The organism is Micromonospora sp. NPDC047187 (assembly GCF_040643355.1).
GTDB classification, from domain to species: domain Bacteria; phylum Actinomycetota; class Actinomycetes; order Mycobacteriales; family Micromonosporaceae; genus Micromonospora; species Micromonospora salmantinae.
Window position 1 is genome coordinate 172,056 of the sequence record NZ_JBEYUF010000002.1, and the last position, 24,943, is coordinate 196,998.

23 protein-coding genes are annotated in these 24,943 nt (G+C 70.5%); 21 read left to right on the plus strand and 2 right to left on the minus strand.

Going from position 1 to position 24,943, the window contains the following annotated elements:
• Positions 1–349: 349 nt before the first annotated feature.
• Genes ABZ794_RS05300 through ABZ794_RS05310 form a run of 3 tightly spaced genes read left to right on the plus strand, consistent with a single transcriptional unit; the run spans position 350 to position 3,234 of the window.
• On the plus strand, positions 350–934 hold the full coding sequence (locus ABZ794_RS05300) for a winged helix-turn-helix domain-containing protein (RefSeq protein ID WP_357514365.1): 585 nt from the start codon (positions 350–352) through the stop codon (positions 932–934).
• A gap of 42 nt (positions 935–976) precedes the next feature.
• Positions 977–2,431, plus strand: coding sequence for an MFS transporter (locus ABZ794_RS05305; RefSeq protein WP_357514367.1), 1,455 nt, complete (start codon positions 977–979; stop codon positions 2,429–2,431).
• Positions 2,383–3,234, plus strand: a complete 852-nt coding sequence (locus tag ABZ794_RS05310; protein ID WP_210785476.1) for a menaquinone biosynthesis protein — start codon at positions 2,383–2,385, stop codon at positions 3,232–3,234. The genes ABZ794_RS05305 and ABZ794_RS05310 overlap by 49 nt, the downstream gene beginning before the upstream one ends.
• 60 nt (positions 3,235–3,294) lie before the next feature.
• On the opposite strand, the gene ABZ794_RS05315 is transcribed toward ABZ794_RS05310, so the two are convergent.
• Both ABZ794_RS05315 and ABZ794_RS05320 read right to left on the minus strand, forming a co-directional pair.
• A complete protein-coding gene (locus ABZ794_RS05315; RefSeq protein ID WP_357514369.1) occupies positions 3,295–4,257 on the minus strand; it encodes a hypothetical protein in 963 nt (320 codons plus the stop codon).
• Positions 4,257–5,246, minus strand: coding sequence for a hypothetical protein (locus ABZ794_RS05320; RefSeq protein ID WP_210785478.1), 990 nt, complete (start codon positions 5,244–5,246; stop codon positions 4,257–4,259). The genes ABZ794_RS05315 and ABZ794_RS05320 overlap by 1 nt, the downstream gene beginning before the upstream one ends.
• Before the next feature lie 371 nt (positions 5,247–5,617).
• Between ABZ794_RS05320 and paaA the strand changes: the two genes are divergently transcribed.
• The 18 genes from paaA (at position 5,618) to nuoH (ending at position 24,942) form a co-directional block, all read left to right on the plus strand.
• Positions 5,618–6,694 (plus strand): 1,2-phenylacetyl-CoA epoxidase subunit PaaA, encoded by a 1,077-nt coding sequence (paaA, locus tag ABZ794_RS05325; protein ID WP_357514372.1) that lies wholly within the window; start codon positions 5,618–5,620, stop codon positions 6,692–6,694.
• Positions 6,691–6,975, plus strand: coding sequence for a 1,2-phenylacetyl-CoA epoxidase subunit PaaB (gene paaB / locus ABZ794_RS05330; protein ID WP_238689472.1), 285 nt, complete (start codon positions 6,691–6,693; stop codon positions 6,973–6,975). The genes paaA and paaB overlap by 4 nt, the downstream gene beginning before the upstream one ends.
• Positions 6,972–7,697 (plus strand): 1,2-phenylacetyl-CoA epoxidase subunit PaaC, encoded by a 726-nt coding sequence (gene paaC, locus ABZ794_RS05335; protein ID WP_357514375.1) that lies wholly within the window; start codon positions 6,972–6,974, stop codon positions 7,695–7,697. Before paaB ends, paaC begins: the two co-directional genes overlap by 4 nt.
• Positions 7,691–8,167, plus strand: a complete 477-nt coding sequence (gene paaD, locus ABZ794_RS05340) for a 1,2-phenylacetyl-CoA epoxidase subunit PaaD (protein WP_357514377.1) — start codon at positions 7,691–7,693, stop codon at positions 8,165–8,167. Before paaC ends, paaD begins: the two co-directional genes overlap by 7 nt.
• Positions 8,164–9,273, plus strand: coding sequence for a 1,2-phenylacetyl-CoA epoxidase subunit PaaE (gene paaE / locus ABZ794_RS05345; protein WP_357514379.1), 1,110 nt, complete (start codon positions 8,164–8,166; stop codon positions 9,271–9,273). Before paaD ends, paaE begins: the two co-directional genes overlap by 4 nt.
• A 150-nt stretch (positions 9,274–9,423) precedes the next feature.
• Positions 9,424–10,614, plus strand: a complete 1,191-nt coding sequence (gene mqnC, locus ABZ794_RS05350; protein ID WP_196928716.1) for a cyclic dehypoxanthinyl futalosine synthase — start codon at positions 9,424–9,426, stop codon at positions 10,612–10,614.
• A gap of 374 nt (positions 10,615–10,988) precedes the next feature.
• Complete coding sequence (locus ABZ794_RS05355; RefSeq protein WP_357514381.1) at positions 10,989–12,632, plus strand: hypothetical protein; 1,644 nt, start codon at positions 10,989–10,991, stop codon at positions 12,630–12,632.
• Positions 12,633–12,830: 198 nt separating this feature from the next.
• On the plus strand, positions 12,831–13,541 hold the full coding sequence (locus tag ABZ794_RS05360) for a demethylmenaquinone methyltransferase (RefSeq protein ID WP_210785484.1): 711 nt from the start codon (positions 12,831–12,833) through the stop codon (positions 13,539–13,541).
• An 86-nt stretch (positions 13,542–13,627) separates the two neighbouring features.
• Positions 13,628–13,852 carry a hypothetical protein gene (locus ABZ794_RS05365; RefSeq protein ID WP_210785485.1) on the plus strand — a complete coding sequence of 75 codons (225 nt, stop codon included), beginning with the start codon at positions 13,628–13,630 and terminating at the stop codon, positions 13,850–13,852.
• Between the two features lie 139 nt (positions 13,853–13,991).
• Positions 13,992–15,269 carry a geranylgeranyl reductase family protein gene (locus tag ABZ794_RS05370; RefSeq protein WP_210785486.1) on the plus strand — a complete coding sequence of 426 codons (1,278 nt, stop codon included), beginning with the start codon at positions 13,992–13,994 and terminating at the stop codon, positions 15,267–15,269.
• A gap of 135 nt (positions 15,270–15,404) precedes the next feature.
• Positions 15,405–15,770, plus strand: coding sequence for an NADH-quinone oxidoreductase subunit A (locus ABZ794_RS05375; protein WP_007454588.1), 366 nt, complete (start codon positions 15,405–15,407; stop codon positions 15,768–15,770).
• A 14-nt stretch (positions 15,771–15,784) separates the two neighbouring features.
• Positions 15,785–16,462, plus strand: a complete 678-nt coding sequence (locus ABZ794_RS05380; protein WP_124821345.1) for an NADH-quinone oxidoreductase subunit B — start codon at positions 15,785–15,787, stop codon at positions 16,460–16,462.
• On the plus strand, positions 16,459–17,196 hold the full coding sequence (locus ABZ794_RS05385; protein ID WP_112620361.1) for an NADH-quinone oxidoreductase subunit C: 738 nt from the start codon (positions 16,459–16,461) through the stop codon (positions 17,194–17,196). Before ABZ794_RS05380 ends, ABZ794_RS05385 begins: the two co-directional genes overlap by 4 nt.
• Before the next feature lie 55 nt (positions 17,197–17,251).
• Entirely contained in the window at positions 17,252–18,577 is a 1,326-nt protein-coding gene (locus ABZ794_RS05390) for an NADH-quinone oxidoreductase subunit D (protein ID WP_210785487.1), read from the plus strand.
• The gene (nuoE, locus tag ABZ794_RS05395) at positions 18,574–19,773 is read left to right on the plus strand and encodes an NADH-quinone oxidoreductase subunit NuoE (protein ID WP_357514384.1); all 1,200 of its coding nucleotides are present in this window, start codon (positions 18,574–18,576) and stop codon (positions 19,771–19,773) included. Before ABZ794_RS05390 ends, nuoE begins: the two co-directional genes overlap by 4 nt.
• The gene (gene nuoF / locus ABZ794_RS05400) at positions 19,770–21,086 is read left to right on the plus strand and encodes an NADH-quinone oxidoreductase subunit NuoF (RefSeq protein WP_357514386.1); all 1,317 of its coding nucleotides are present in this window, start codon (positions 19,770–19,772) and stop codon (positions 21,084–21,086) included. Before nuoE ends, nuoF begins: the two co-directional genes overlap by 4 nt.
• Positions 21,086–23,593 carry an NADH-quinone oxidoreductase subunit G gene (locus ABZ794_RS05405; protein ID WP_210785489.1) on the plus strand — a complete coding sequence of 836 codons (2,508 nt, stop codon included), beginning with the start codon at positions 21,086–21,088 and terminating at the stop codon, positions 23,591–23,593. The genes nuoF and ABZ794_RS05405 overlap by 1 nt, the downstream gene beginning before the upstream one ends.
• A complete protein-coding gene (nuoH, locus tag ABZ794_RS05410; protein ID WP_210785490.1) occupies positions 23,590–24,942 on the plus strand; it encodes an NADH-quinone oxidoreductase subunit NuoH in 1,353 nt (450 codons plus the stop codon). Before ABZ794_RS05405 ends, nuoH begins: the two co-directional genes overlap by 4 nt.
• Position 24,943 lies beyond the last annotated feature (1 nt).

Consider the following 24,943-nt stretch of genomic DNA (forward strand, 5'->3'; position numbering starts at 1 on the left):
CTGCCCGCTTGTCGTGCCGCCAAGCCGCGCCGCCAATCCGCTCCGCGCTCGCCGCGCTCGCCGAGCCGCCGCGCCGCCGAACCGCCGCGCCGCCGAACCGCCGTGCCGCGAAGTCTCCCCGCCGTGCCCTGCCGTGCCCTGCCGCGCCCTGCCGCGCCCCGCCGCGCCGCGCCGCGCCGCGCCGCAGAGACGCAAACCCGCGCTCGCCACTCAGGCCACCCCGCCAAGCCGTGCCCGCCGGCAAATCCGCCTGCCCGCGGCCGAAGGTAAAAGCGTGGCCGACGCGCGGTGGTCCGAGCGGGACGCGGGGGTGATGGCAGGTTGGCGGGGCTGCCGGGATCATGGGCGTATGACCGAGGCCCGCTCCGATTCACGCCGGATGACGATCAGCGACCCCCAGGTGATGCGGGCGATGGCTCATCCGGCTCGAATCGCGATCATGGAGCACCTGAACAGTCGCGAGAGTGGTGGGACTGCCACCGAGTGTGCCGAGATCGTTGGGTTGTCGCCGAGCGCAACCAGTTACCACCTTCGGGCGCTGGCGAAGTTCGGCCTGGTTGAGCAGGCGCCGAGCCGGGGGGACGCGCGCGAGCGGTTGTGGCGTGTGCCGAGTGTGAGTGTGCTGGTCGAGGCGGGTCGTGATGCCGGGCCTGAGGCGCGTGCGGCCGAGCAGGCGCTGGTGGAGGCGCATGCGGTCCGGGCCATGGAGCGGACCCGGGACTGGTTGCGGCGCGCCGGGGACGAGCCGGCCGAATGGTACGACACCGCTCTGTTCACCGACACGCTGTTGCTCCTCACCGCCGACGAGTTGGCCGAGTTGAACGAGGCGGTGCTGGCGCTGCTCCGGCCGTATCACCCGCGGCGGCGGCAGGGTGCCCCACCGGCGGGGGCGCGCACGGTCGCGGTGCAGTACCGGACGGTGCCGTTGGCATAGCCAGGCTTGCATCAATCAGTTGTGAAGCATTATTTTCGAAGTATGTCCTTCACAACGGACGAGTCGCGCTGGTCGGACGTCTGGCTCGCCGCCGCTGCTCGAGGCACCACGATCTGCGGCGACTTCCTCGCCGCGACCGCGCTGGCGCTGGCGCTACAGGGTGCCGGTGCCGGCGGTCTGGCCGTATCGGGGCTGCTGTTGTCCGCCACCCTGCCCCTGGTGGTACTCGCCCCACTCGCGGGCCGACTCGCCGACCGGACGGACAGCCGTACCCTGCTGGTGACCATCGGGTTCGGGCAGGCCGCAATCTGCGCGCTCCTCGCCGTCATCGAGCAACCGGTACTGATGGTAGGGCTCGTCGCCCTGCTGGCCTGCGGGCTCGCGGTCACCCAACCCTGCCTCGCCGCGCTGCTGCCGGCGATGGTCCGCCCGGCCGACCTGCCGCGAGCCAGCGCGATCAGTCAGACCGCCGTCTCGCTCGGTGCGCTCGGCGGCCCGGTGCTGGCCGGCCTGCTGGTGGGACAGTTCGGCACCCGCGTACCGCTGCTTCTCGATGCCGCGACCTACCTGGCGCTCGTGGTCGCGGGCCTACTGCTGCGGACCCGACGCGGCGGCCGGCGGCCCGCCGCCGTGGGCAGCGAGGCCGCCGTGGGCAGCGAGGCCGCCGTGGGCAGCGAGGCCGCCGTGGGCAGCGAGGCCGCCGTGGGCAGCGAGGCCGCCGCCAGCCCGGCCACCACCGTGAGCAGCCCGGCCGTTTTGGGCGGCGTGGCAACCCCTGGGGGTACGGAGATCGGCTGGCGGCTGCGCCGCGATCCGCTGATGCTCGTCATGGTGGTGAGCACCGCCGTGGTGATCGCGGCGATCGGCGGCATCAACGTGATCGAGGTCTTCTTCATCCGGGAGACGCTGGGGGGCTCGGCGACCACGTACGGCCTGGTGAGTGCCGCATGGATGGCTGGCATGCTGCCGGGGACCTGGCTCGCCGTACGACTTGCCGGGCGGCTCGACGACGACGGCGCGTTGGTACGGGGGGTGCTGGCCACTCTGGCCGTGTGCAGCCTGATGGTGTTGCTGGCGGCGACGGTGCCGGCCGCAGGTGTGTTGGTGCCGCTCTGGCTGGTGGGGGGTGCGGCCAACGGTGGCGAGAACGTCTTCGCCAACCTGCTCACCGCTCGGCGGGTACCGGAGGCGATGCGCGCCCGGGCGTACGCCAGCTACGGCGCTGCGGTGCAGGGTGGCTCGATGGCCGGCTTCCTGATCGGCGGGGCGTTGCTCGCGGTCGTTCCGCCTCGGCCGCTGATCGCCGGTGCCGGTGTGGTCGGGCTGCTGGTGGTGCTGGTGTTCGTGCCGGTCGTGACCCGGGCGGTACGACGGTCGTCAAATGCGGGCTTGGCCACTCCGCGCCGGCCCGCCGAGCCGGAGCCAGCCGCCGGCGATACGGTCGGGCCATGGCTGAGCGCATCGCACGCCCGCGGGTCGGGCACATCCAGTTCCTGAACTGCCTGCCGATCTACTGGGGTCTGATGCGTTCCGGTGCCCTGCTCGACGTGGACCTGCACAAGGACTCGCCGGACCGGTTGAGCGCGGCGCTGGTCGCCGGCGACCTCGACATCGGCCCGATCACGCTCTTGGAGTATCTGAAGCACGCCGACGAGCTGCTGCTCCTGCCGGACCTGGCGGTGGGCAGCGACGGGCCGGTGCTCTCGGTCAACATGGTCTCCACCCGGCCGCTCGCCGAGTTGGACGGCGCCCGGGTGGCGCTCGGTTCGACCTCGCGGACCGGGGTCATGCTGGCTCAATTGCTGCTCGCCGAGCAGTACAACGTGCGGCCCGAGTACTTCCGCTGCCCGCCGGATCTGACCCAGATGCTGCTGGAGGCCGACGCCGCCGTGCTGATCGGGGACGTGGCGCTGCGGGCGTACTACGAGGCACCGCAGAAGGGCCTCACTGTCACCGACCTCGGGCAGGCGTGGCGGGAGTGGACCGGGCTGCCGATGGTCTTCGCCGTCTGGGCGGTTCGCCGCGATTTCGCCGCCGCCCACCCGGGCCTGGTGAAGGAGGTGCACGAGGCTTTCCTGCGCTCGCGGGATCTCTGCCTGGCGGAGTTGGACCAGGTCGCCGAGGCGGCTGCCCGGTGGGAGACCTTCGACGCGGAGACGCTGGCCACGTACTTCCGGACCCTCGACTTCTCCCTTGGCGACCGGCAGGTCGCCGGGCTGCGCGAGTGGGCCCGACGGGCGGCGGCGATCGGCGAGGCCCCGGCGTTGCCGGACGGCGGCCCGGAGTTCTTCGCCGGCTGACCGCTGCCAGCCGGGCCGGCAAAGCCAACCGGCCCGGCGAAGCGCCGAGGCGCCAGGGGCTCAGGTGCCGGGGCGGAGCAGTGCCTCGGTGATCTTCTGGCAGTTCTTCATGCCGTAGTCGTAGCCCATGTTGATCGGGTACTTGACCATCACGCCCATCGTCCAGGTGTCACCGATGGCCAGGCAGTTGATGTGCATCTCCTGCTCCCTAATCCGGTCGATCCACCCGTTCTTGATGGCGATCTTCTTCTGCTCGGCCGCCGGGAAGGCCTTGCGGATACCGAAGTCGCCGGCACCGCGAACCAGTTTCATCTCGTTGAGCAGCCACTTGGTCCACTTCGGCCCGGCGGCGGTGCCGGTGACGATGCAGTTGCCCATCCGAGCCGTGTCCCGGGGGGAGAGCGCCGTCCGGCTCCAGCCGCCGTCGGGGGCGACGCTGCTGTCGGTCAGTTTGCACATGGAGATGAGCCGCTTGATCGAGGCGTCCCGGTCGACCTGGTTGTAGAACTGTTCGGCCCGGGTGTTGTCGCTGTCCCGGATGATCCGCGTCGCGTCGGCGAGCTTCGCGTCGCTCGGGGTCTGGCCGGCGTCGGCCGCGCGACGCAGGTAGTCGGCGACGATCCATGCCTTGATCATCGAGGCGGTGGTGCTGGTCTCGCCCATGTTCTTCGAACCGATGATCTTCCCGGTTCGGCGGTCGAGGACGCTCCAGGAGTACCAGCCCTCGATGTTCAGATCGAGGTCCTTGGCCACGAAGGGCAGCGGCTCCAGCGACGGGCTGGGCTTCGGTGACGGCGAGGACGGCTGGCGGGCGCTGCGGTCGGTGCCGGCGCCGGTGGGGCGGTCGCTGGTGCCGGAGCCCGCGTCGCCCCACTTGGCTGCGGCGGACGACTCGAACGGCGAACCGGGCAGCAGCCGCAGCGACACCAGGACCAGCCCGATGAGGATGACCGCGACGGCGATCAGCCGAATCGGTGAAGCCTCGCCGCCGTTGCGCCGGTCGACCCGACGGTTACCGGCCATCAGAGCTTTCCGACCGGCTGCTGCGGCACCTTGAGCGCGGCGCCCGGCTGCGGGGTGACCAGTTGGGTGGCCACACTGGCGCAGACCTTCGCGCCGTAGTCCAGGCCGGTCCTGATCGGGTAGCGCAGCATCACCGCGAGGCTCCACTTGCTGGTGACGGCGAGGCAGTTGACGTGCCAGTTGCCGTCGCCGTAGATCGGGGTCCAGCCGTTCTTCATGCTGACCGGCCCCTGAGCGGTGATCGACTTCGGTAGGCCGTCGATGATCCCCCAGCGGCCACCGCCGGACTCGGTCTTCTGGTCCTTGGTCGCGGTGGTGCCCCTGACCTTGCTCATCTGATCCAACACCCACTTGGTCCACTTCGGGCCGGCAGCCTTACCGTCGGCGATGCAGTCGCCGACCCGGACCGCGTCGCGGGGAGACATCCGGGTATAGCTCCAGTAGCCGGTGTACGGCTTGGTGTTGCCGCGCTTGGTGTCGGTCAGCCCGCAGATCTTGATCGCCCGCTGGATCACCGCGTCGGGAATGCTGCTGGTCGAGGGCTTGTATGAGCCACCCGCGGCGGCGTGGACCTTGTTCGCCGCCCCGTCGTTGCTGTCGACGATGGCGAGTCGAGCCGCCTCCTTCAGCGCTGCGGGCGGCTCCTTGTCGCCGAGCTGCCGCAGGTAGTCGGAGACGATCCACGCTTTGATCATCGATTCGGTGGAGCTGGTCGCAGTCATGTTCGGCGACCCGGAGATCTTGCCCGTCTTCCGGTCCAGCAGAGCCCACGAGAAGAACTCACCCTTGAAGCTCACCGACACCGGGCCGGCCGCCAGGGTGGGTGGCGGCGGTGGGGTGGGTGCGGGCGCGGCGACGCTCGCCGTGCTTCCGCCGCCGCCTCCGCCGCTGCCGTCGCTGGCGAGTCGGGCGTACGCGGTGGGGACCAGTAGGACGCCGCCGAGCACGACCGCCGTGATGGCGAGCACCAGGGTCACGCGAGATCGCATGAGTGGCTGAACTCCAGGTGTCAGGGCCGGGGGGACCGGCTTGCCGTCGGGACGTATCGGGTGCGATCGCCGAGGCCGGGGGAGGTGGCCTCTGTGGAGATGTCGATGTCGGCAGCCGATCGGTTGACCGGCAGAAGTCTACGTCCGGACCGGCAGACCGCCAGGGTTCGACACTAGGCAACCTGCGATAAAGGCGGGATATGGGGCCGGTATGAGGTTTTTGCAGGGATTCACCTTTGTTTCGTGGCCTAAGTCACGACGACAGGGCGACCTCCAGGTAGCACAAAGCAGTCATTCGATTACGGATGGGATGCTCGGATTCCTGTTACACCCCCTGGCGCAACGTGGCGCAAGCTGTAACACTTAGCCTCATGTATGGCAACGACTTCTCCGCCCCGAACGGCACCCCGGACGAGGCGCCCGGCGGCCTGCTGGGCGAGGTCGAGGCCGCCGAGGCCGAGCTGCGGGCGGCGGCGGCGCGCGGGCGGCGTGGCGGGCCCGCGCCGGACGAGGACCTGGCGGCGTACTTCGCCGAGGTGGTCGACGCCGAGCAGAAGATCGAACCCCGCGACTGGATGCCCGACGCGTACCGGCGGACGCTGATCCGGCAGATCGCCCAGCACGCCCACTCCGAGATCATCGGCATGCAGCCGGAGGGCAACTGGATCAGTCGGGCGCCGTCGCTCAAGCGCAAGGCGATCCTGCTGGCCAAGGTGCAGGACGAGGCGGGCCACGGCCTCTACCTCTACGCCGCCGCCGAGACCCTCGGCATCAGCCGCGACGAGCTGGTCCAACTGCTGCTCGACGGCCGCCAGAAGTACAGCTCGATCTTCAACTACCCCACCCTGAGCTGGGCCGACGTTGGCGCCATCGGCTGGCTGGTGGACGGCGCGGCGATCGTCAACCAGGTCCCGCTCTGCCGCTGCTCCTACGGCCCGTACGCCCGCGCGATGATCCGGGTCTGCAAGGAGGAGTCGTTCCACCAGCGGCAGGGCTACGAGATCCTGCACACCCTGGCGCACGGCACCCCCGCGCAGCAGGCGATGGCCCAGGACGCGGTGGACCGTTGGTGGTACCCGTCGCTGGCCATGTTCGGCCCGCCGGACGGCGACTCCACGCACTCCGCCCAGTCGATGGCCTGGAAGATCAAGCGCTTCTCGAACGACGATCTGCGCCAACGCTTCGTCGACATGTGCGTCCAGCAGGCCGAGATCCTCGGGCTTCGCATCCCCGACGCGGACCTGCGCTGGAACGACGAGCGGCAGGCGTACGACTACACCCAGCCGGACTATGACGAGCTGATGCAGGTGATCTCGGGCGACGGGCCGTGCAACCGGGAGCGGATGGCCCACCGCCGGGCCGCGCACACCGACGGCACCTGGGTACGCGAGGCCGCCGCGGCATACGCCGCGAAGCGGGCAGGACAGAAGGAGACGGTCGCAGCATGACGCAACACACTCCGCTCTGGGAGGTCTTCGTGCGGGCCCGGCGCGGGCTGTCGCACACGCACGTCGGCAGCCTGCACGCGCCCGACGCCGCGCTTGCCCTGCGCAACGCCCGCGACCTCTACACCCGCCGCCAGGAGGGCGTGTCGATCTGGGTGGTGCCGGCCGGTGCGATCACCGCGTCCAGCCCGGACGAGAAGGACTCCTTCTTCGACCCGGCCGCCGACAAGGTCTACCGCCACCCCACCTTCTACGAGGTGCCGGACGGGGTGGCCCACCTGTGAACGGGCCCTTCGACTTCACCCTCGCGCTCGCCGACGACGCGTTGGTCACGGCCCAGCGGTTGGCCGAGTGGACCACCCGTGCCCCGGAGATGGAAGAGGACATCGCGCTGGCCAACATCGCCCTCGACCAGCTCGGCGCGGCGCGCCTGCTGCTGTCGTACGCGGGCGAGCTGGAGGGCGCCGGCCGCGACGAGGACGCGCTGGCGTACCTGCGCGACGACCGCGAGTTCCGCAACGCGCTACTGGTCGAGTTGCCCAACGACGACTTCGCGGTGACGATGGCGAAGCTGTTCTTCCTGGCGGCGTACCAACTGCCGCTCTACACGGCGCTGGCCGGCTGCGCGGACGAGCGGTTGGCCGCTATCGGCGCGAAGGCACGCAAGGAGTCGGCGTACCACCTGGACCATGGCGCGCTGTGGGTGAAGCGGCTCGGTGACGGCACCGAGGAGTCGCATCGCCGGATGCAGGCGGCCGTCGACAAGGTGTGGCCGTACACCCACGAGTTGTTCGCCGCGGACCCGGCGGCACCGGTCGACCCGGCCACCCTGCGGCCGGCGTTCGACGAGGTCGTCGGCCCGGTGCTGGCCGAGGCGACGCTCATCCAGCCGGACAGCGCCTGGGCCCCGGCCGGTGGGCGGGCCGGTGTGCACACCGAGCACCTGGCCTACCTGCTCGCCGAGATGCAGGTGCTGCACCGCGCCCACCCCGGAGCGAAGTGGTGAACCCCAGGGAGGCGGCCGCGTCGGTGGTGGACCCGGAGATCCGGGTCATCACCATCGACGAGCTGGGCATCCTGCGGGCGGTCGAGGAGGATCCGGCCAGTGGCCGGGTCACCGTCACCATCACCCCGACCTACACCGGCTGCCCGGCGATGGATGTGATCCGGGCCGACATCCGCCGCGCGCTCACCGCCGCCGGCCACCCGGACGCGCAGGTCCAGACCGTCTACAGCCCACCGTGGAGCACCGACTGGATCTCCGAGCGTGGGCGGACCAAGCTCGCCGCCGCCGGGATCGCCCCGCCGACCCCGGTGCCCGCCGCTGGCGTCGTGTCGCTGACGCTCACGGTCCGCTGCCCGCAGTGCGGCTCGCCGGAGACCGAGCAGGTCAGCCGGTTCGGCTCCACCGCGTGCAAGGCGTTGTGGCGGTGCCGTTCCTGCTCCGAACCCTTCGACCACCTGAAGGCGCTGTGACTGTCACCATCACCCGCCCGGTTCGCCGCCGGCCGGTCTTCCACCCGTTGTCCGTCGCCGCCGTCGACCGGCTCACCGACGACTCCGTGGCGGTGACCTTCGCCGTACCCGAGGAACTGCGGGAGACCTTCGCGTTCCGCGCCGGTCAGCACCTCACCGTGCGGCGAGCCGCGGAGGACGGCGCGGACGTGCGCCGGTCGTACTCGATCTGTTCCACCCCCGACGACCTGGCCCGGCGCGGCCGGTTGCGGATCGGGGTGCGGGAGATCCCCGGCGGCGCCTTCTCGGCGTTCGCCTGCGGGGCGCTGCGCGGCGGCGACACCGTCGAGGTGCTGCCGCCGCTGGGCACCTTCACCACGGCGTTCGCGCCGGACCGGGTGCGGCACTACGGCGCTGTCGTCGCCGGCTCCGGCATCACCCCGGTGCTCGGGCTGGTCGCGACCGCCCTGGCCGTCGAGCCGGCCAGCACCTTCACACTGGTGTACGGCAACCGCACGGCGAACACTGTGATGTTCGCCGAGGAGTTGGCCGACCTGAAGGACCGTTACCCCACCCGGCTGCACCTGGTGCACGTCCTCTCCCGGGAACAGGGCGAGTCGCCGCTGCTCTCCGGTCGGATCGACGCCGAACGGCTGGGCCGGTTGCTGGGCACCATCGTGCCGGACGACCTGATCGAGGAGTGGTTCCTCTGCGGCCCGTACGGCATGGTGGTCGACGTCCGGGACGTGCTGACCGCACGTGGGCTGCCCGAGTCGGCGGTGCACACCGAGCTGTTCCACGTCGACACGCCGCCGGAGCCGGTGCGCCGGCCGGTCGACCAGGCGGGCGCCGGGGCCGAGGTGACCATCGTGCTGGACGGCCGGTCGTCGAGCTTCACCATGGGTCGCGAGGAACGGGTGCTGGACGCCGCGCTGAAGGTGCGGGGTGAGTTGCCGTACGCCTGCAAGGGTGGCGTCTGCTCGACCTGCAAGGCGAAGGTCGTCGACGGCGCGGTCACGATGGCCCGCAACTACGCGTTGGAGCCCGACGAGCTGGCCGCCGGCTACGTGCTGACCTGCCAGTCCAGCCCGACAACCGACAAGCTCACCGTCGACTACGACGCGTGACGACGCCGCCCGCGCCGATCTTGCAGTTTTGGTTGTCGAGATGAGTGGGATGCCCCTTATGTCGCGACAGAAAGTGCAAGATCGCGGAGACGGTGCCAGCCCTGAGCACCCCTCCGGGCCAGGGCGCGGGACCGGCGTAGGCTCGGGGGCGTGACGGTGAGCCGGGAGATCGACGACATCCTGCAGCGCGGCGCGGACGGCGGGCGGATCACGCCCGAGGAGGCGCTGCTGCTCTACACCGAGGCGCCCTTCCACGCGTTGGGCGAGGCGGCGGACGCGGTGCGTCGGCGACGCTACCCGGACAACGTCGTCACCTACCTGATCGACCGCAACATCAACTACACGAACGTCTGCGTGACGGCGTGCAAGTTCTGCGCCTTCTACCGCGCGCCCAAGCACAAGGAAGGGTGGACCCACCCGACCGAGGAGATCCTTCGCCGGTGCGGCGAGGCGGTCGAGCTGGGCGCCACCCAGGTGATGCTCCAGGGCGGGCACCACCCGGACTACGGAGTGGAGTACTACGAGGAGCTGTTCTCCTCGGTCAAGCAGGCGTACCCACAGCTGGTCATCCACTCGATCGGCCCCAGCGAGATCCTGCACATGGCCAAGGTCTCCGGGGTGAGCCTGGACGAGGCCATCGCCCGGATCAAGACCGCCGGCCTGGACTCGATCGCCGGCGCCGGCGCGGAGATGCTGCCCGAGCGGCCCCGCAAGGCCATCGCCCCCCTCAAGGAGTCGGGCGAGCGCTGGCTGGAGGTCATGGAGCTGGCCCACCGGCAGGGCATCGAGTCGACCGCCACCATGATGATGGGCACCGGCGAGACGCACGCCGAGCGGATCGAGCACCTGCGCATGATCCGCGACGTGCAGGACCGCACCCGCGGTTTCCGGTCGTTCATCCCGTGGACGTACCAGCCGGAGAACAACCACCTCAAGGGCCGCACCCAGGCGACCACCTTGGAATACCTGCGCCTGGTCGCGGTGGCCCGGCTCTTCTTCGAGACCGTGCCGCACCTGCAGGCGTCCTGGTTGACCACCGGCAAGGACGTCGGGCAGCTCTCGCTGCACATGGGCGTCGACGACCTCGGCTCGATCATGCTGGAGGAGAACGTCATCTCCTCCGCCGGTGCCCGGCACCGCTCCAACCTGCACGAGCTGATCGGCATGATCCGCTCCGCGGACCGGATCCCGGCGCAGCGTGACACTCTCTACAACCGGCTCGCCGTGCACCACACGCCGGCCGACGACCCGACCGACGAGCGGGTGGTCTCGCACTTCTCCTCGATCGCGCTGCCCGGCGGCGGCGCGGGCCGATCCCTGCCCCTGGTGGACGTCAGCTGACTGTCGACACCCGGCCGTTCGGCTGATCGACGCTCATGCTCCCGCCGGATCACCCCGGCGGTACGGGTGGTCCCCGCCGCCGCAGCGTCAGCCTGTCCGCTGCGGGGCTGGTGGAGATGATCGTCGGCCGCTAGCGTCCCGGCTCATATCCGTCACCACCGTCGACGGACGAGGCTGTCCTCCATCGGCCCGCTGCGGGTCGTTCATATAACGCACGGCAGTACGGGCGGGATGGGTGACCATCCCGCCCGTACTGTCTGCCCAGCTCGGACCGGACGGATGAAAACGGCTCCGCCTGCTGGTGTGGAAGATCGGCCTCCGATAACGTCCGCTCGTTCCGCAACCATTCTTTCTTCCCTACCCCCGGGGGACTGATGACAGCGTTCCACCGCTCGACGCTGGTGCGCGCCAGTGTCGTGGCGCTGCTCGCGGCCGGCGGCATCGCCGCCGCGGCCGCACCAGTGCTTGCGGCCGAGGAGGCCGATCTGGCCCTGGTGCCGCTCAGCTACAACCTGGCCAAGGGTGTGACGGAGGCCAAGAGCAAGCCGTTCAAGTTCTCGGTCGACAACACCCGGAGCAAGGAAGACGCCAAGGGCGTCAGTTACACAGTGGACACCAGCAAACTGAAGACGAACAAGGTTCGGGTAGTGGTACCCGACGGCTGCCGGGTGAACGGCAAGAAGTTCACCTGCCGCCTCGGCGACCTGGCCGCCGGCACCAGCGAGGACTTCGGTATCCCGGTCTTCTCCACCGGTGGTAAGGGCGCCGCCGGCACTCTGGTGGTCACCATCCGCTCGGCCACCGAGGACCCCAACGAGGAAGACAACAAGGTCGAGCACGACATCACCGTCACCGAGCCCGGGTACGACCTGACCAGTTGGGTGCAGGACGTCAACGCGAACGTCGTGGTGAACGGCGTCAACGGCGACGACCCCGACCTTCGGCCGGTGCGGCCGGGCGAGACGGTGCCGGTCGACTGGGCGGTCTACAACGACGGCAGCCGCAAGGCCACCGGCCTCGCCTACGTGCTGACCCTCCCGGCGGGCGTCACCTTCGACACCCTGCCGGACACGTGCACCACGCAGACCTTCGGCGTCACTCAGGCGCTCTGCCAGGACGACGGCGCGGTGATCCGGCCCGGTGACTACTACACCGCGGACATCAAGGTGACCGTCGGCAAGGACGTCACCGAGCCGGTGCTGCGGGTCGGCGAGCTTGTGGCACACGGCCTGGACGCGGCGGCCGGCAAGCCCGAGGAGCAGCCGCGGCGGGCCAACACCGCCCAGCGGAAGGCCTTCACCGAGATCGACGAGGGCGACAACCAGGCGATCTTCGACGTCTTCGTCGACCTGGCCGTCGACCCGACGCCGACGCCCACGCCGACGGCCACCCCGACGGGATCGCCGACCCCGACGCCGACGGTCACCCCGACCCCGACGCCCACGGTCACCCCGATGCCGACGCCGACGGTCACTCCGACCGAGTCGCCGACGCCGACGCCGACGGTCACCCCGACCGAGTCGCCGACGCCGACGGCCACTCCGACGGAGTCGCCGACCCCGACCCCGACGCCGACGGTCACCCCGACGGAGACGCCGACCCCGACCCCGACGCCGACGGCCACTCCGACCGAGTCGCCGACGCCGACGGTCACCCCGACCGCGACGGTCAGCCCGACCGTGACGCCGACCGCGACGGTCAGCCCGACCGCGACGCCGACCGGGACGGCCAGCCCGACCGTGACGCCGACCGCGACGGTCAGCCCGACCGTGACGGCCACGCCGACGCCGATCCCCAGCAGTACGACGACGCCGGGCACTACCGTCTCGCCGGGTACCGGTGGTGGCCCCGCCGGTGGTGGCTCGGGCGGTGGCGGCCTGCCGGTGACCGGTGTGCAGGTCGGCCTGATCGGTGGGATCGGCGTGGTCATCCTGCTGGTGGGTGGGGCGCTGCTGGTGCTCACCCGTCGCCGCAAGGTGGTCCTGGTCTCGCCGGCCGACGAGAAGTCGACCGACTGACACCGGTGCCCTGACCGGCGGCGCGCCGGCGAGGCGCGACCGCGACGGGTGCGATGGCGACAGGCGTTCTGACCGAGGTGTCACGGACGCGGGTACGACGCGAGGGCGGGGTGGGCGACCACCCCGCCCTTTCGCGTACGGGGTTCGTGCCGCCCACCCAGCGAACGTCGGTTGGCGGGCGGCTGGCAGAGTGAGGGGGTGAGCCGTACCCCGCAGGGCCAGCGCGCCAGTCTGGACAAGCAGCCGCACGAGGTCGCCGCGATGTTCGACGGCGTGGCAGAGCGTTACGACCTGACCAACACGGTGATTTCGCTGGGCCAGGACCGTTCCTGGCGGCGGGCCACCCGCGCGGCGCTCGGGCTGCGGCCGGGCGAGCGGGTGCTGGACGTGGGCGCGGGCACCGGCGTCTCGACGCGCGAGCTGGCCCAGTCCGGGGCGTACGCGGTCGGGGCCGACCTGTCGCTCGGCATGCTGCACACCGGCAAGAGGGCGCGGCCCGAGGTGCCGCTGCTGGCCGGAGACGCGCTGCGGCTGCCGTTCGCCGACGCCAGCTTCGACGCGGTGACCATCTCCTTTGCGCTGCGCAACGTCAACGACACCGACGCGGCGCTGCGTGAGTTGGCCCGGGTGACCCGGCCGGGCGGCCGGTTGGTGGTCTGCGAGTTCAGCACCCCGGTCAACCCGGTCTTCCGGACGGTCTACCTGTCGTACCTGATGCGGTCGCTGCCGGCGGTGGCCCGCACGGTGTCGAGCAACCCCGAGGCGTACGTCTATCTCGCCGAGTCGGTCCGGGCCTGGCCGGCGCAGTCCGCGCTGGCCGGCCGGGTGGCCGCAGCCGGGTGGGGGCGCGTGGCGTGGCGCAACCTGACCGGTGGCGTGGTGGCCCTGCACCGGGGGATCCGCGAGTAGCGAGCGGACCGCACCGACCGCTACGGACATTATTCAGGTTCCGTAAATATCGGACTTGGTCCACTTTGCCCGGTACGCTCGATCGCATGACCGGAGCACACCCGGCGGACCCGGTGGCCGCCACCGACGACGACGCGGCCGAACTCATCTCTCAGTTGCGCGACTTGGCCGGGGCCGACCCGGTGGAGGTCCGGCAGGTGGTCGCCGAGGTGTTGGCCGCACTGGACCGGGCGGCGGGTGGGGCGCTCCGCGAGCATCTGCCGGAGACAATTCGGGTCGACGCGGGCTTGGACGCCTCCAGCCCGGCCTGACACCTGACCGCTGTGGACGGTGATGAGCTGTCACATCGGCGAGTTAGGTACCCCTGATCCTGCGCTGGTATGACGCCGGTCATACACTCGTCCCGTCTGGCTTGTGAAGCATTTCACGAGCGTGCGGGAGGAGGCGCGAATGACCGCGGTGGAACATGACGCCGACGTCATTGTCGTGGGCGCCGGTCCCGGTGGGTCAGCGACTGCGTACCACCTGGCCCGGCACGGCGTACGGGTGCTGTTGTTGGAGAAGACCGAGTTCCCCCGGGAAAAGGTCTGCGGCGACGGGTTGACCCCGCGCGCCGTGCGCCAGCTCGTCCGGATGGGTGTGGACACCTCGCCCGAGGCGGGCTGGCTGCACAACCGCGGCCTGCGGGTCATCGGCGGCGGGGTGCGCCTCGAACTGGACTGGCCGGAGCTGGCCAGCTTCCCCAACTACGGTCTGGTGCGCACGCGGCTGGACTTCGACGACCTGCTCGCCCAGCGGGCGGTGGCCGCCGGCGCGAAACTGCGGACCAACGTCAACGTGCTAGGCCCGGTGCTCGACGGCGACGGCCGCGTCACCGGCGTCGAGGCGGAGGTCGGGCCGGGCAAGGAGCCCACCACCTTCCACGCCCCGCTGGTCGTCGCGGCGGACGGCGTCTCCGGCCGGTTCCCGCTCGCGCTCGGGCTGGCCAAGCGGGAGGACCGGCCGATCGGCGTCGCCGTCCGCCGCTACTACCGCTCGCCGGCCAAGCACGAGGACAACTACCTGGAGTCCTGGCTGGAGCTGCGCAGCAAGGACAGCGGCGACAACCTGCTGCCCGGGTACGGCTGGATCTTCGGCCTCGGTGACGGGCGGGTCAACGTCGGGCTCGGCGTGCTCAACTCGTCCTCGGCGTTCGGCAAGACCAACTACCGCCGGCTGCTCACCGACTGGCTCGCCAACACCCCGGAAGACTGGGGGATGACCGACGAGACCAACGCCGACGGCCCGATCCTCGGTGCCGCGCTGCCGATGGGCTTCAACCGGGTGCCCCACTACACCCGGGGTGTGCTGCTGGTCGGCGACTCGGGCGGCATGGTCAACCCGTTCAACGGCGAGGGCATCGCGTACGCGATGGAGTCCGGCGAACTGGCCGCGGAGGTCATGGTCCAGGCCCTCGCCCGCCCGGCAGGGCCGGAACGCGAGCGCGCGCTGCTGGCGTACCCGAACGAGCTGAAGGCCCGGCTCGGCGGCTACTACCGGCTGGGCGGCATCTTCGTGAAACTGATCGGCCGCCCCGAGATCATGCGGATCGCCACCAAACACGGCATGCCGCACCCGACGCTGATGCGTTTCGTGCTCAAGCTGTTGGCCAACCTGACCGACCCGCGCGGCGGGGACGCGATGGATCGGGTCATCAACGCGATGACGAAGGCCGCCCCAGCCGTATAAGTAGGACGGCATCGGCGCTGGTCACGGCACCGATGCCGACAAAGATCGACCCCCGCCGACTGCCACTGCGAGGGACGTGAATAGTGTGATTTTCGTCAAGCACCGAGGGCAGGGAAGGACGAGCAGGAGAAAACGATGTCGCTCTCGCCTTACGCACCGATCATCGGGCTGTTCGCCCTCGCCGCGGCGTTCTCGCTGTTTTCCGTTGGCGCCGCCCGCTTCGCCGGTCCCCGTCGCTACAACAAGGCCAAACTCGAGGCTTACGAGTGCGGCATCGAGCCCAGCCCGCAGCCGGTCGGCGGCGGGCGGTTCCCGATCAAGTTCTACCTGACGGCGATGCTCTTCATCGTCTTCGACATCGAGATCATCTTCCTCTACCCCTGGGCGGTCTCGTTCGACGCTCTGCCGATCTTCGGCTTCGTGGAGATGGTCCTGTTCATCGTCGCGGTCTTCGTTGCGTACGCCTACGTGTGGCGGCGCGGCGGCCTGGACTGGGACTGAGGAAGGAACGTCAGATGGGCATCGAGGAGAAGCTTCCCGCCGGCGTCCTGCTCACCTCGGTGGAGAAGCTGGTCAACTGGTCTCGGAAGTCGTCCGTGTGGGGCGCCACCTTCGGCCTGGCCTGCTGCGCCATCGAGATGATGGCCGCCGGTGGTCCGCACTACGACATGGGCCGCTGGGGCATGGAGGTCTTCCGGGCGTCGCCCCGGCAGGCCGACCTGATGATCGTGGCCGGCCGGGTGAGTCAGAAGATGGCGCCGGTGCTGCGCCAGATCTACGACCAGATGGCCGAGCCGCGCTGGGTGCTCTCGATGGGCGTCTGCGCCAGCAGCGGCGGCATGTTCAACAACTACGCGATCGTGCAGGGCGTCGACCACGTGGTGCCTGTCGACATGTACCTGCCCGGCTGCCCGCCCCGGCCGGAGATGCTCATCGACGCGATCCTCAAGCTCCGCGAGAAGATCATGTATGAGCCGCTGGGCCCGAACGGCCGCAAGATGCTGGCGGCCCGCCAGGAGCGCGGCGACGTTCCGATCGTGCCCTACGGCTCGATGCCCTCCTCGTACCGCAGCGACAAGGCCCGGCGCGCCGAGTGGACCCGGGCGGTCCGCGAGGGCCGCGAGGAGCAGCTGCGCATCGAGAACTGGATGAACGCTCAGAACCACCTCCACCCGCAGGCAGGCCCGAAATGACGTCACCCACGGACAAGCCAAACGACGGCGGAGTGCCGCTGCCGGTGGTGCCGGCCGGCGCCACCAGTGGTGCCCCCGCCGAGTTCCCGCCGGCCAGCCCGGCCGGTCGCGGGATGTTCGGCAACCAGGGCACCGGCGACGTGTCCGGCTACGGCGGCCTGGTCCGCCAGCGCCAGCCCATCGAGGAGGCGTCCCGGCCGTACGGGGGTTACTTCGACGAGGTCCGCGACGCGCTGGAGGAGGCGTACCCGGCCTTCAACGACGCGATCGAGAAGGTCGTCGTCGACCGGGGTGAGCTGACCCTGCACGTACGCCCGGAGCGGATCGCCGAGGTGTGCCAGGTGATGCGGGACGACCTGGCGCTGCGGTTCGAGCTGTGCTCCTCGGTGTCCGGTGCGGACTACCTGGGCGCCGACGAACGCCGGCTGCACGTGGTCTACCTGCTCACCTCGATGACGTACCGGCGGCGGGTCCGGCTGGAGGCCGCGGTCTCCGTCGAGGCCCCGCACCTGCCCAGCGTGACCGCCATCTACCCGACGGCGGACTGGCAGGAGCGCGAGGCGTACGACATGTTCGGCATCGTCTTCGACGGCCACCCCAACCTGACCCGGATCCTCATGCCGGACGACTGGGAGGGCCACCCGCAGCGCAAGGACTACCCGCTCGGCGGCGTCCCCGTCGAGTACAAGGGCGCGGAGATCCAGCCGCCGAACGAGCGGAGGTCGTACCAGTGAGCGCGAGGAGTGCAGCGGGTCGGAGCCCCGCAGTCGCGATCGGAGGGCCGGCACTGTGACGACGTCGAACTACGCCAGCGAGCGCGAAACCGACGAGGGTCGGGTCTTCACCGTCACCGGTGGGGACTGGGACACGATCGTCTCGGGCACCGACCCGATCAACGACGAGCGCATCGTTGTCAACATGGGTCCGCAGCACCCGTCCACGCACGGGGTGCTGCGGCTGATCCTGGAGCTGGAGGGCGAGACGGTCCGCGAGGCCCGCTCGGTCATCGGCTACCTGCACACCGGCATCGAGAAGAACCTCGAATACCGCAACTGGGTCCAGGGCTCGACGTTCGTCACCCGGATGGACTACCTCGCCCCGATCTTCAACGAGACGGCGTACGCCCTCGCGGTCGAGAAGCTGCTCGGCATCACCGACGACATCACCGAGCGGGCCACCACGATCCGCGTGCTGATGATGGAGCTCAACCGGATCTCGTCGCACCTGGTCTGGCTGGCCACCACCGGCATGGAGCTGGGCGCGATCTCGATCATGCTGTACGGCTTCCGCGAGCGGGAGTACATCCTCGACATCTTCGAGACCATCACCGGCCTGCGGATGAACCACGCGTACGTGCGGCCGGGCGGTGTGGCGCAGGACGTGCCGGACGACGCGATCGTCAAGATCCGCGAGTTCCTCAAGATGATGCCGAAGAAGCTCAAGGAGTACGAGGACCTCCTCTCCGGCCAACCGATCTGGACCGAGCGGACGAAGAACGTCGCGGTGCTGGACGTCACCGGCTGTGTGGCGCTCGGCATCACCGGCCCCGTGCTGCGCTCCGCCGGCCTCGCCTGGGACCTGCGCAAGACCATGCCGTACTGCGGCTACGAGACGTACGAGTTCGACGTGCCGACCCACCCCGACGGTGACGTGTGGGGTCGCTACCAGGTCCGGCTCGCCGAGATCCGGGAGTCGATGAAGCTGGTCGAGCAGGCGCTGGACCGGCTCCGTCCGGGCCCGGTGATGGTCGCCGACCGCAAGATCGCCTGGCCGGCGCAGCTCGCCATCGGCGTGGACGGCATGGGTAACTCGCTGGAGCACGTCGCGAAGATCATGGGTCAGTCGATGGAGTCGCTGATCCACCACTTCAAGCTGGTGACCGAGGGCTTCCGGGTCCCGCCCGGCCAGGTGTACGTCGCCATCGAGGCGCCCCGCGGCGAGCTGGGCGTCCACGCGGTCTCCGACGGTGGCACCCGGCCCTACCGGGTGCACTACCGGGAGCCGAGCTTCGTCAACCTGCAGGCCCTCCCGGCGATGGCCGAGGGCGGTCTGATCGCCGACGTGATCGCCGGCGGCGCCTCGTTGGACCCGGTGATGGGTGGGTGTGACCGATGACGACGACTTTCACTGACGAGACCCGGGAGCGGGCGCGCGACATCATCGCCCGTTACCCGGCGGACCGGTCCCGCTCGGCGTTGCTGCCGCTGCTGCACCTGGTGCAGGCCGAAGAGGGGTACGTCTCCCCGGCCGGGGTCGCGTTCTGCGCCGAGGTGCTGGGGCTGAACAAGGCCCAGGTCGGCGCGGTGGCCACCTTCTACACGATGTACAAGCGCAAGCCGACCGGTGACTTCCTGGTCAGCGTCTGCACCAACACGATGTGCAACGTGCTCGGTGGCCAGGAGGTCTACGACACCCTCGCCGAGCACCTCGGCGTCGGGCACGACGAGACCACAGCGGACGGCACGATCACGCTGGAGCACGCCGAGTGCCTGGCGGCGTGCGACTACGGCCCGGTGATGACCGTCAACTACGACTTCTTCGACGGCGTGGACGCCTCCACCGCTGTCGGTGTGGTCGACGAGCTGCGGGCCGGCGGTCGGCCGATGCCGACCCGGGGTGCGCGGCTCTGCACGCTCAAGGAGATGGCGGTGCAGCTCGCCGGTTTCGCCGACGAGCGCGACGGTGCGGTCGCCGACGGCGGGCCGGGCGAGCCCACCCTGCGCGGGCTGCGGCTGGCCCAGCAGCACGGCGTCTCGGTGCCGGGCTTCGACCCGAACACCCCGATCCGCAGCAAGGCCGAGGCCGACAAGGCCGCCGCCGAGGCGAAGGCGAAGGCGGAGGCCGCCAAACCGGCGCCCGTCGAGGCCAGCGCGGCGCCGGTCAAGGGTGGCGACGGGGCGTCCGCCCCGACGGGGGCGGCCGGGGTCGCCGGGCCGGCGAAGCCGGCAGAGACCACCGAGCCGGCGAAGCCAGAGGCCGCCAGTGGCAGCACCACGCGGGACGTCAAGGCACCGGACGACAAGTCGCCGCAGGTGCGTACCGCCGAGACCCGGCAGCCGGACGCAAGCACGGCAGTGCCGGACGCCCCTGGCACGAAGGTCCCGACGGACGGCACCGGCACCGCGCCCGCGGCTGGCGACGCGCGGTCGGCCGAGGCCGCCGGCGTGGCGGCCAACGCGCCGGCCGGCGACGGCAAGCCCGCCGGCGACGAGGCCGGGGCGCAGGAGCGCAACCTCACCGAAGCGAAGGCTGGGACGGACGCCGACGGCGCCGGACCGGCGGACGCGAACGAAACGGGGGCCCAGAAGTGACCACTCCCCGCCCGGAGACGCTGGCCAAGCTGACGCCGGTGCTGACCAAGCGCTGGCTCTCGCCGGACGCCTGGCGCATCGGCACGTACGAGCAGTTGGACGGCTACGCCGCGCTGCGCAAGGCGCTCAAGGCCCACCCGGACGACCTGATCCAGTTGATCAAGGATTCCGGGCTGCGGGGCCGTGGCGGCGCCGGCTTCCCCACCGGCCTCAAGTGGGGCTTCATTCCGCAGGGTGACGGCAAGCCGCACTACCTGGTGGTCAACGCCGACGAGGGCGAGCCGGGCACCTGCAAGGACCTGCCGCTGATGACCCACGACCCGCACGCGCTGGTCGAGGGCGTCATCATCGCGTCGTACGCGATCCGGGCCGCCCGCGCCTACATCTACATCCGGGGCGAGGCGGTGCACGCCGCGCGTCGGCTGCGCAACGCGGTCCAGGAGGCGTACGACAAGGGTTACCTGGGCCGGAACATCCTGCGCAGCGGCTACAACCTGGAGCTGGTGGTGCACTCCGGCGCCGGGGCGTACATCTGCGGCGAGGAGACGGCGCTGCTGGACTCGCTGGAGGGGTTCCGGGGTCAGCCCCGGCTGCGCCCGCCGTTCCCGGCCACCCACGGCCTGTACGCGAGCCCGACGGTGGTGAACAACGTCGGCACCATCGCCAGCGTGCCGCCGATCGTGCTCGGTGGGGCCGACTGGTGGAAGAGCATGGGCACCGAGAAGTCCTCCGGGCCGATGATCTACTCGCTCTCCGGCCGGGTCGCCAACCCGGGCCAGTACGAGTGCTCGATGGGTGTCACGCTGCGCGAGCTGCTGGAGCTGGCCGGCGGCATGCAGCCCGGTCACAACCTGCGGTTCTGGACCCCGGGCGGCTCGTCCACCCCGCTGCTCGCCGCCGAGCACCTGGACGTGCCACTGGACTTCGAGGGGGTGGCGGCGGCCGGCTCGATCCTCGGCACCACTGCCACCCAGATCTTCTCCGACCAGGACTGCCCGGTCTACGCGACGTACCGGTGGCTGGAGTTCTACCACCACGAGTCGTGCGGCAAGTGCACCCCGTGCCGTGAGGGCAACTACTGGATGGTCCGGGTCTACCGGCGGATCCTCGCCGGTCAGGGCACCCACGAAGACCTGGACACCCTGCTGGACACCTGCGACAACATCCTCGGCCGCTCGTTCTGCGGTCTGGGTGACGGCGCGACCAGCTCGGTCACCTCCTCGCTGCAGTACTTCAAGCAGGACTACCTCGACTACATCGAGGGTCGGACCGCACCCAAGCTGTCGGAGAAGACCCTGGTAGGGGCGCACTGATGACCGACGTAGCCAAGCAGACCGAGACCGTCACCCTCACCATCGACGGCGTCGAGGTCACCGCCCCCAAGGGGACGCTGCTGATCCGGGTCGCCGAGCAGATGGGCACCGAGATCCCCCGGTTCTGCGACCACCCGCTGCTGGCCCCGGCCGGCGCGTGCCGGCAGTGCCTGGTCGAGGTGGAGGGCCAGCGCAAGCCGGTCGCCTCCTGCACCCAGACCGTCGCCGACGGCATGGTCGTGCGTACCCAGATCACCTCCCCGGTTGCCAAGAAGGCGCAGGAGGGGGTGATGGAGCTGCTGCTGCTCAACCACCCGCTGGACTGCCCGATGTGTGACAAGGGCGGCGAGTGCCCGCTCCAGAACCAGGCGATGTCCACCGGCCGCACGGACTCGCGCTTCCACGAGCACAAGCGGGAGTACGAGAAGCCGATGGCGATCAGCAGCCAGGTGCTGCTGGACCGCGAGCGGTGCGTGCTCTGCCAGCGGTGCACCCGGTTCTCCGAGGAGATCGCCGGCGACAAGTTCATCGACCTGATGGGCCGGTCGTCCGCCGAAGAGATCAACATCTACCGGGACGACGCGTACGGCGAAGAGGGCGACGCCGGCGACGTTCCGTTCAACTCCTACTTCTCCGGCAACACGGTGCAGATCTGCCCGGTGGGCGCGCTGACCGGTGCCCAGTACCGCTTCCGCGCCCGCCCGTTCGACCTGGTCTCCAGCCCGAGCGTCTGCGAGCACTGCTCGGCCGGCTGCGGGCAGCGCACCGACTGGCGGCGCGGCAAGGTCCTGCGTCGGCTGGCCGGCGACGAGCCGGCGGTGAACGAGGAGTGGAACTGCGACAAGGGCCGCTGGGGCTTCCAGTACACCCGGGCCGCCGACCGGCTGACCACCCCGCTGGTCCGCGACGAGCACACCGGTGAGCTGCGCGAGGCGTCCTGGAGTGAGGCGCTCACCGTTGCCGCCGAGGGGCTGCACATCGCCCGGGAGAGCGGGCAGGGCACTGCGGTGCTCACCGGCGGTCGGCTGACCGTCGAGGACGCCTACGCCTACGCCAAGTTCGCCCGGGTCGCGTTGAACACCAACGACATCGACTTCCGGGCCCGCCCGGTCTCCCGCGAGGAGGCCGACTTCCTGGCCAGCTCGGTGGCCGGGGTCACCGACGTCACCTACACCGACGTGGAGAACGCGCCGGCGGTGGTGCTGGTGGGCCTGGAGCCCGAGGAGGAGTGCCCGATCCTCTTCCTGCGGCTGCGCAAGGCGTACCTGAAGAAGACCCTGACGGTGTACGCGCTGGCGCCCTTCGCCACCCGCGGCCTGGAGAAGCTCGGTGCCAAGCTGGCCCGGGTGGTGCCGGGCGAGGAGGCCAGCGTGCTCGCCGAGCACGCCACGGTCAGCGAGGCGCTGAGCGCACCGGGCGCGATCCTGATCGTCGGCGAGCGGCTGGCCACCGTACCGGGTGGGCTCTCCGCCGCGGCCGACGTGGCCCGGCGTACCGGCGCGAAGCTGGCCTGGGTGCCGCGGCGCGCGGGTGACCGCGGCGCTGTCGACGCGGGCTGCCTGCCCAACCTGCTCCCCGGTGGACGCCTGGTCACCGAGCCGGCCGCCCGGGCCGAGCTGGGTGAAGCGTGGGACATCCCGGCCGGGGTGATCCCGAGCCAGGCCGGTCGGGACACCGACGGCATCCTGACCGCGGCCGCCAACGGGCAGCTCGGCGCGCTCGTCGTCGGCGGTGTCGACCCGGCCGACCTGGCCGACCCGCGACTGGCCGAGTCCGCCCTGGACGCGGTGCCGTTCCTGGTCAGCCTGGAGCTGCGCGCCAGCGCGGTGACCCGGCGGGCGAACGTGGTGCTGCCGGTCGCCCCGGTGGCCGAGAAGGCCGGAAGCTTCCTGGACTGGGAGGGCCGGCTGCGCCCGTTCGAGGCGGTGCTGAACACCGCCGCGATGACCGACGGCCGGGTGCTCGACGCGCTGGCCGCGCTGCTAGACGTACGCCTCGGCACGGCCGACGTGCTGAGCGTCCGTCGTGAGCTGGGCACGTTGCCGGCGACGCGGATGTCCCGGCCGGCCGCGCCGTCGGTCGCACCGGGCCCGGTGCCGCAGCCGAACGCCGGGGAGGCCGTGCTGGCCACCTGGCACCAGCTGGTGGACCTCGGCACCCTGACCGAGGGCGACGAGAACCTCGCCGGCACCGCTCGCCCGCCGGTGGTCCGGCTGGGTAAGGGCACCGCCGAGGCGCTCGGTGTGGTCGACGGTGACGCGGTCACTGTCGGCACCGACCGCGGGGCGCTGACCCTGCCGGCGGAACTCACCGAGATGCCGGACGGCGTGGTCTGGCTGCCGACCAACTCACCCGGCTCGACAGTGCGGCGCAGCCTCGGGGCGACGTCCGGCGCGGTCGTCCGGATCTCCGTCCCCGCACCGAGTACGGCCATCCCGGCCGGACGCGTGGCGGCTGACGAGACCGGTCTCCCGGGTCCGCTCCTCAACTCCGGGGGTAACCAGTGAGTCCGATCTACCTGGCCCAGGATCCGACGCTGGCCGACTTCGGCCGGGATCCGTGGTGGCTGGTTCTCGGCAAGATTGTCTTCGCGTTCGCCTTCGGTCTGCTGGCCACCCTGCTCGGCGTCTGGTTCGAACGGCGCGTGGTCGGTTACATGCAGGTGCGGCCCGGCCCCAACCAGGTCGGCCCGTTCGGCCTGCTGCAGACCCTCGCCGACGGCCTGAAGATGGCCTTCAAGGAGGACATCCTCCCGAAGGCGGCCGACAAGGTCGTCTACTTCTTCGCCCCGACCATCTCGGTGATCTGCGCGGTCACCGCCCTGTCGGTGGTGCCGTTCGGCCCGATGGTGAGCATCTTCGGTCACCACACGCCGTTGCAGGTCACCGATGTGCCGGTGGCGGTGCTGCTGCTGCTCGCCTGCTCCTCGATGGGCGTCTACGGCATCGTGCTGGGTGGCTGGGCCTCCGGCTCGACGTACCCGCTGCTGGGTGGTCTCCGGTCGAGCGCCCAGATGATCTCCTACGAGGTCGCCATGGGGCTCAGCATCGTGGCGGTCTTCATGACCGCCGGCACGATGAGCACCAGCGGGATCGTCGCCGCTCAGGGCGACGGCACCCAGCTGACCATCTTCGGCCAGACCGTCCCGGCGCCGGGCTGGTACGCGATCCTGCTGCTGCCGAGCTTCATCATCTTCTTCATCGCCACTGTGGGTGAGACCAACCGGGCGCCGTTCGACCTGCCCGAGGCCGAGTCCGAGCTGGTCGCCGGCTTCATGACGGAATACAGCTCGCTGAAGTTCGCGCTCTTCATGCTCAGCGAGTACGTCGCGATGGTGACCATGTCCGCGGTCACCACCACGCTGTTCCTGGGCGGTTGGCGAGCGCCCTGGCCGATCACCATCTGGGAGGGCGCCAACTCCGGTTGGTGGCCGATGCTCTGGTTCTTCGGCAAGGTGATCGCGCTGGTCTTCGTCTTCGTGTGGTTGCGTGGCACGCTGCCCCGGCTGCGGTACGACCAGTTCATGCGGCTCGGCTGGAAGGTGCTGCTGCCGATCAACCTGGTCTGGATCCTGGTGCTGTCGGGCCTGCGCTCCATCGAGGACTGGGACACCCGCGGCAAGGTGATCGCCGTCGGCATCCCGGCCGGCATCCTGCTGATCGCCACGATCTTCTGGCCCAGCCGGAAGCCGAAGCCGAAGCCGACGACGCAGGAACAGGTCGACAACCGGCCGCACGGGAGCTTCCCGCTGCCGCCGATGGATCTTCAGGTACCACCGAGCCCGCGCATCACGCGCGTGGTCGCCGAGCGGGAGCCGGCCAACATCGTTGCCGGCTCGGACTCCAGGGAGGTGTGAC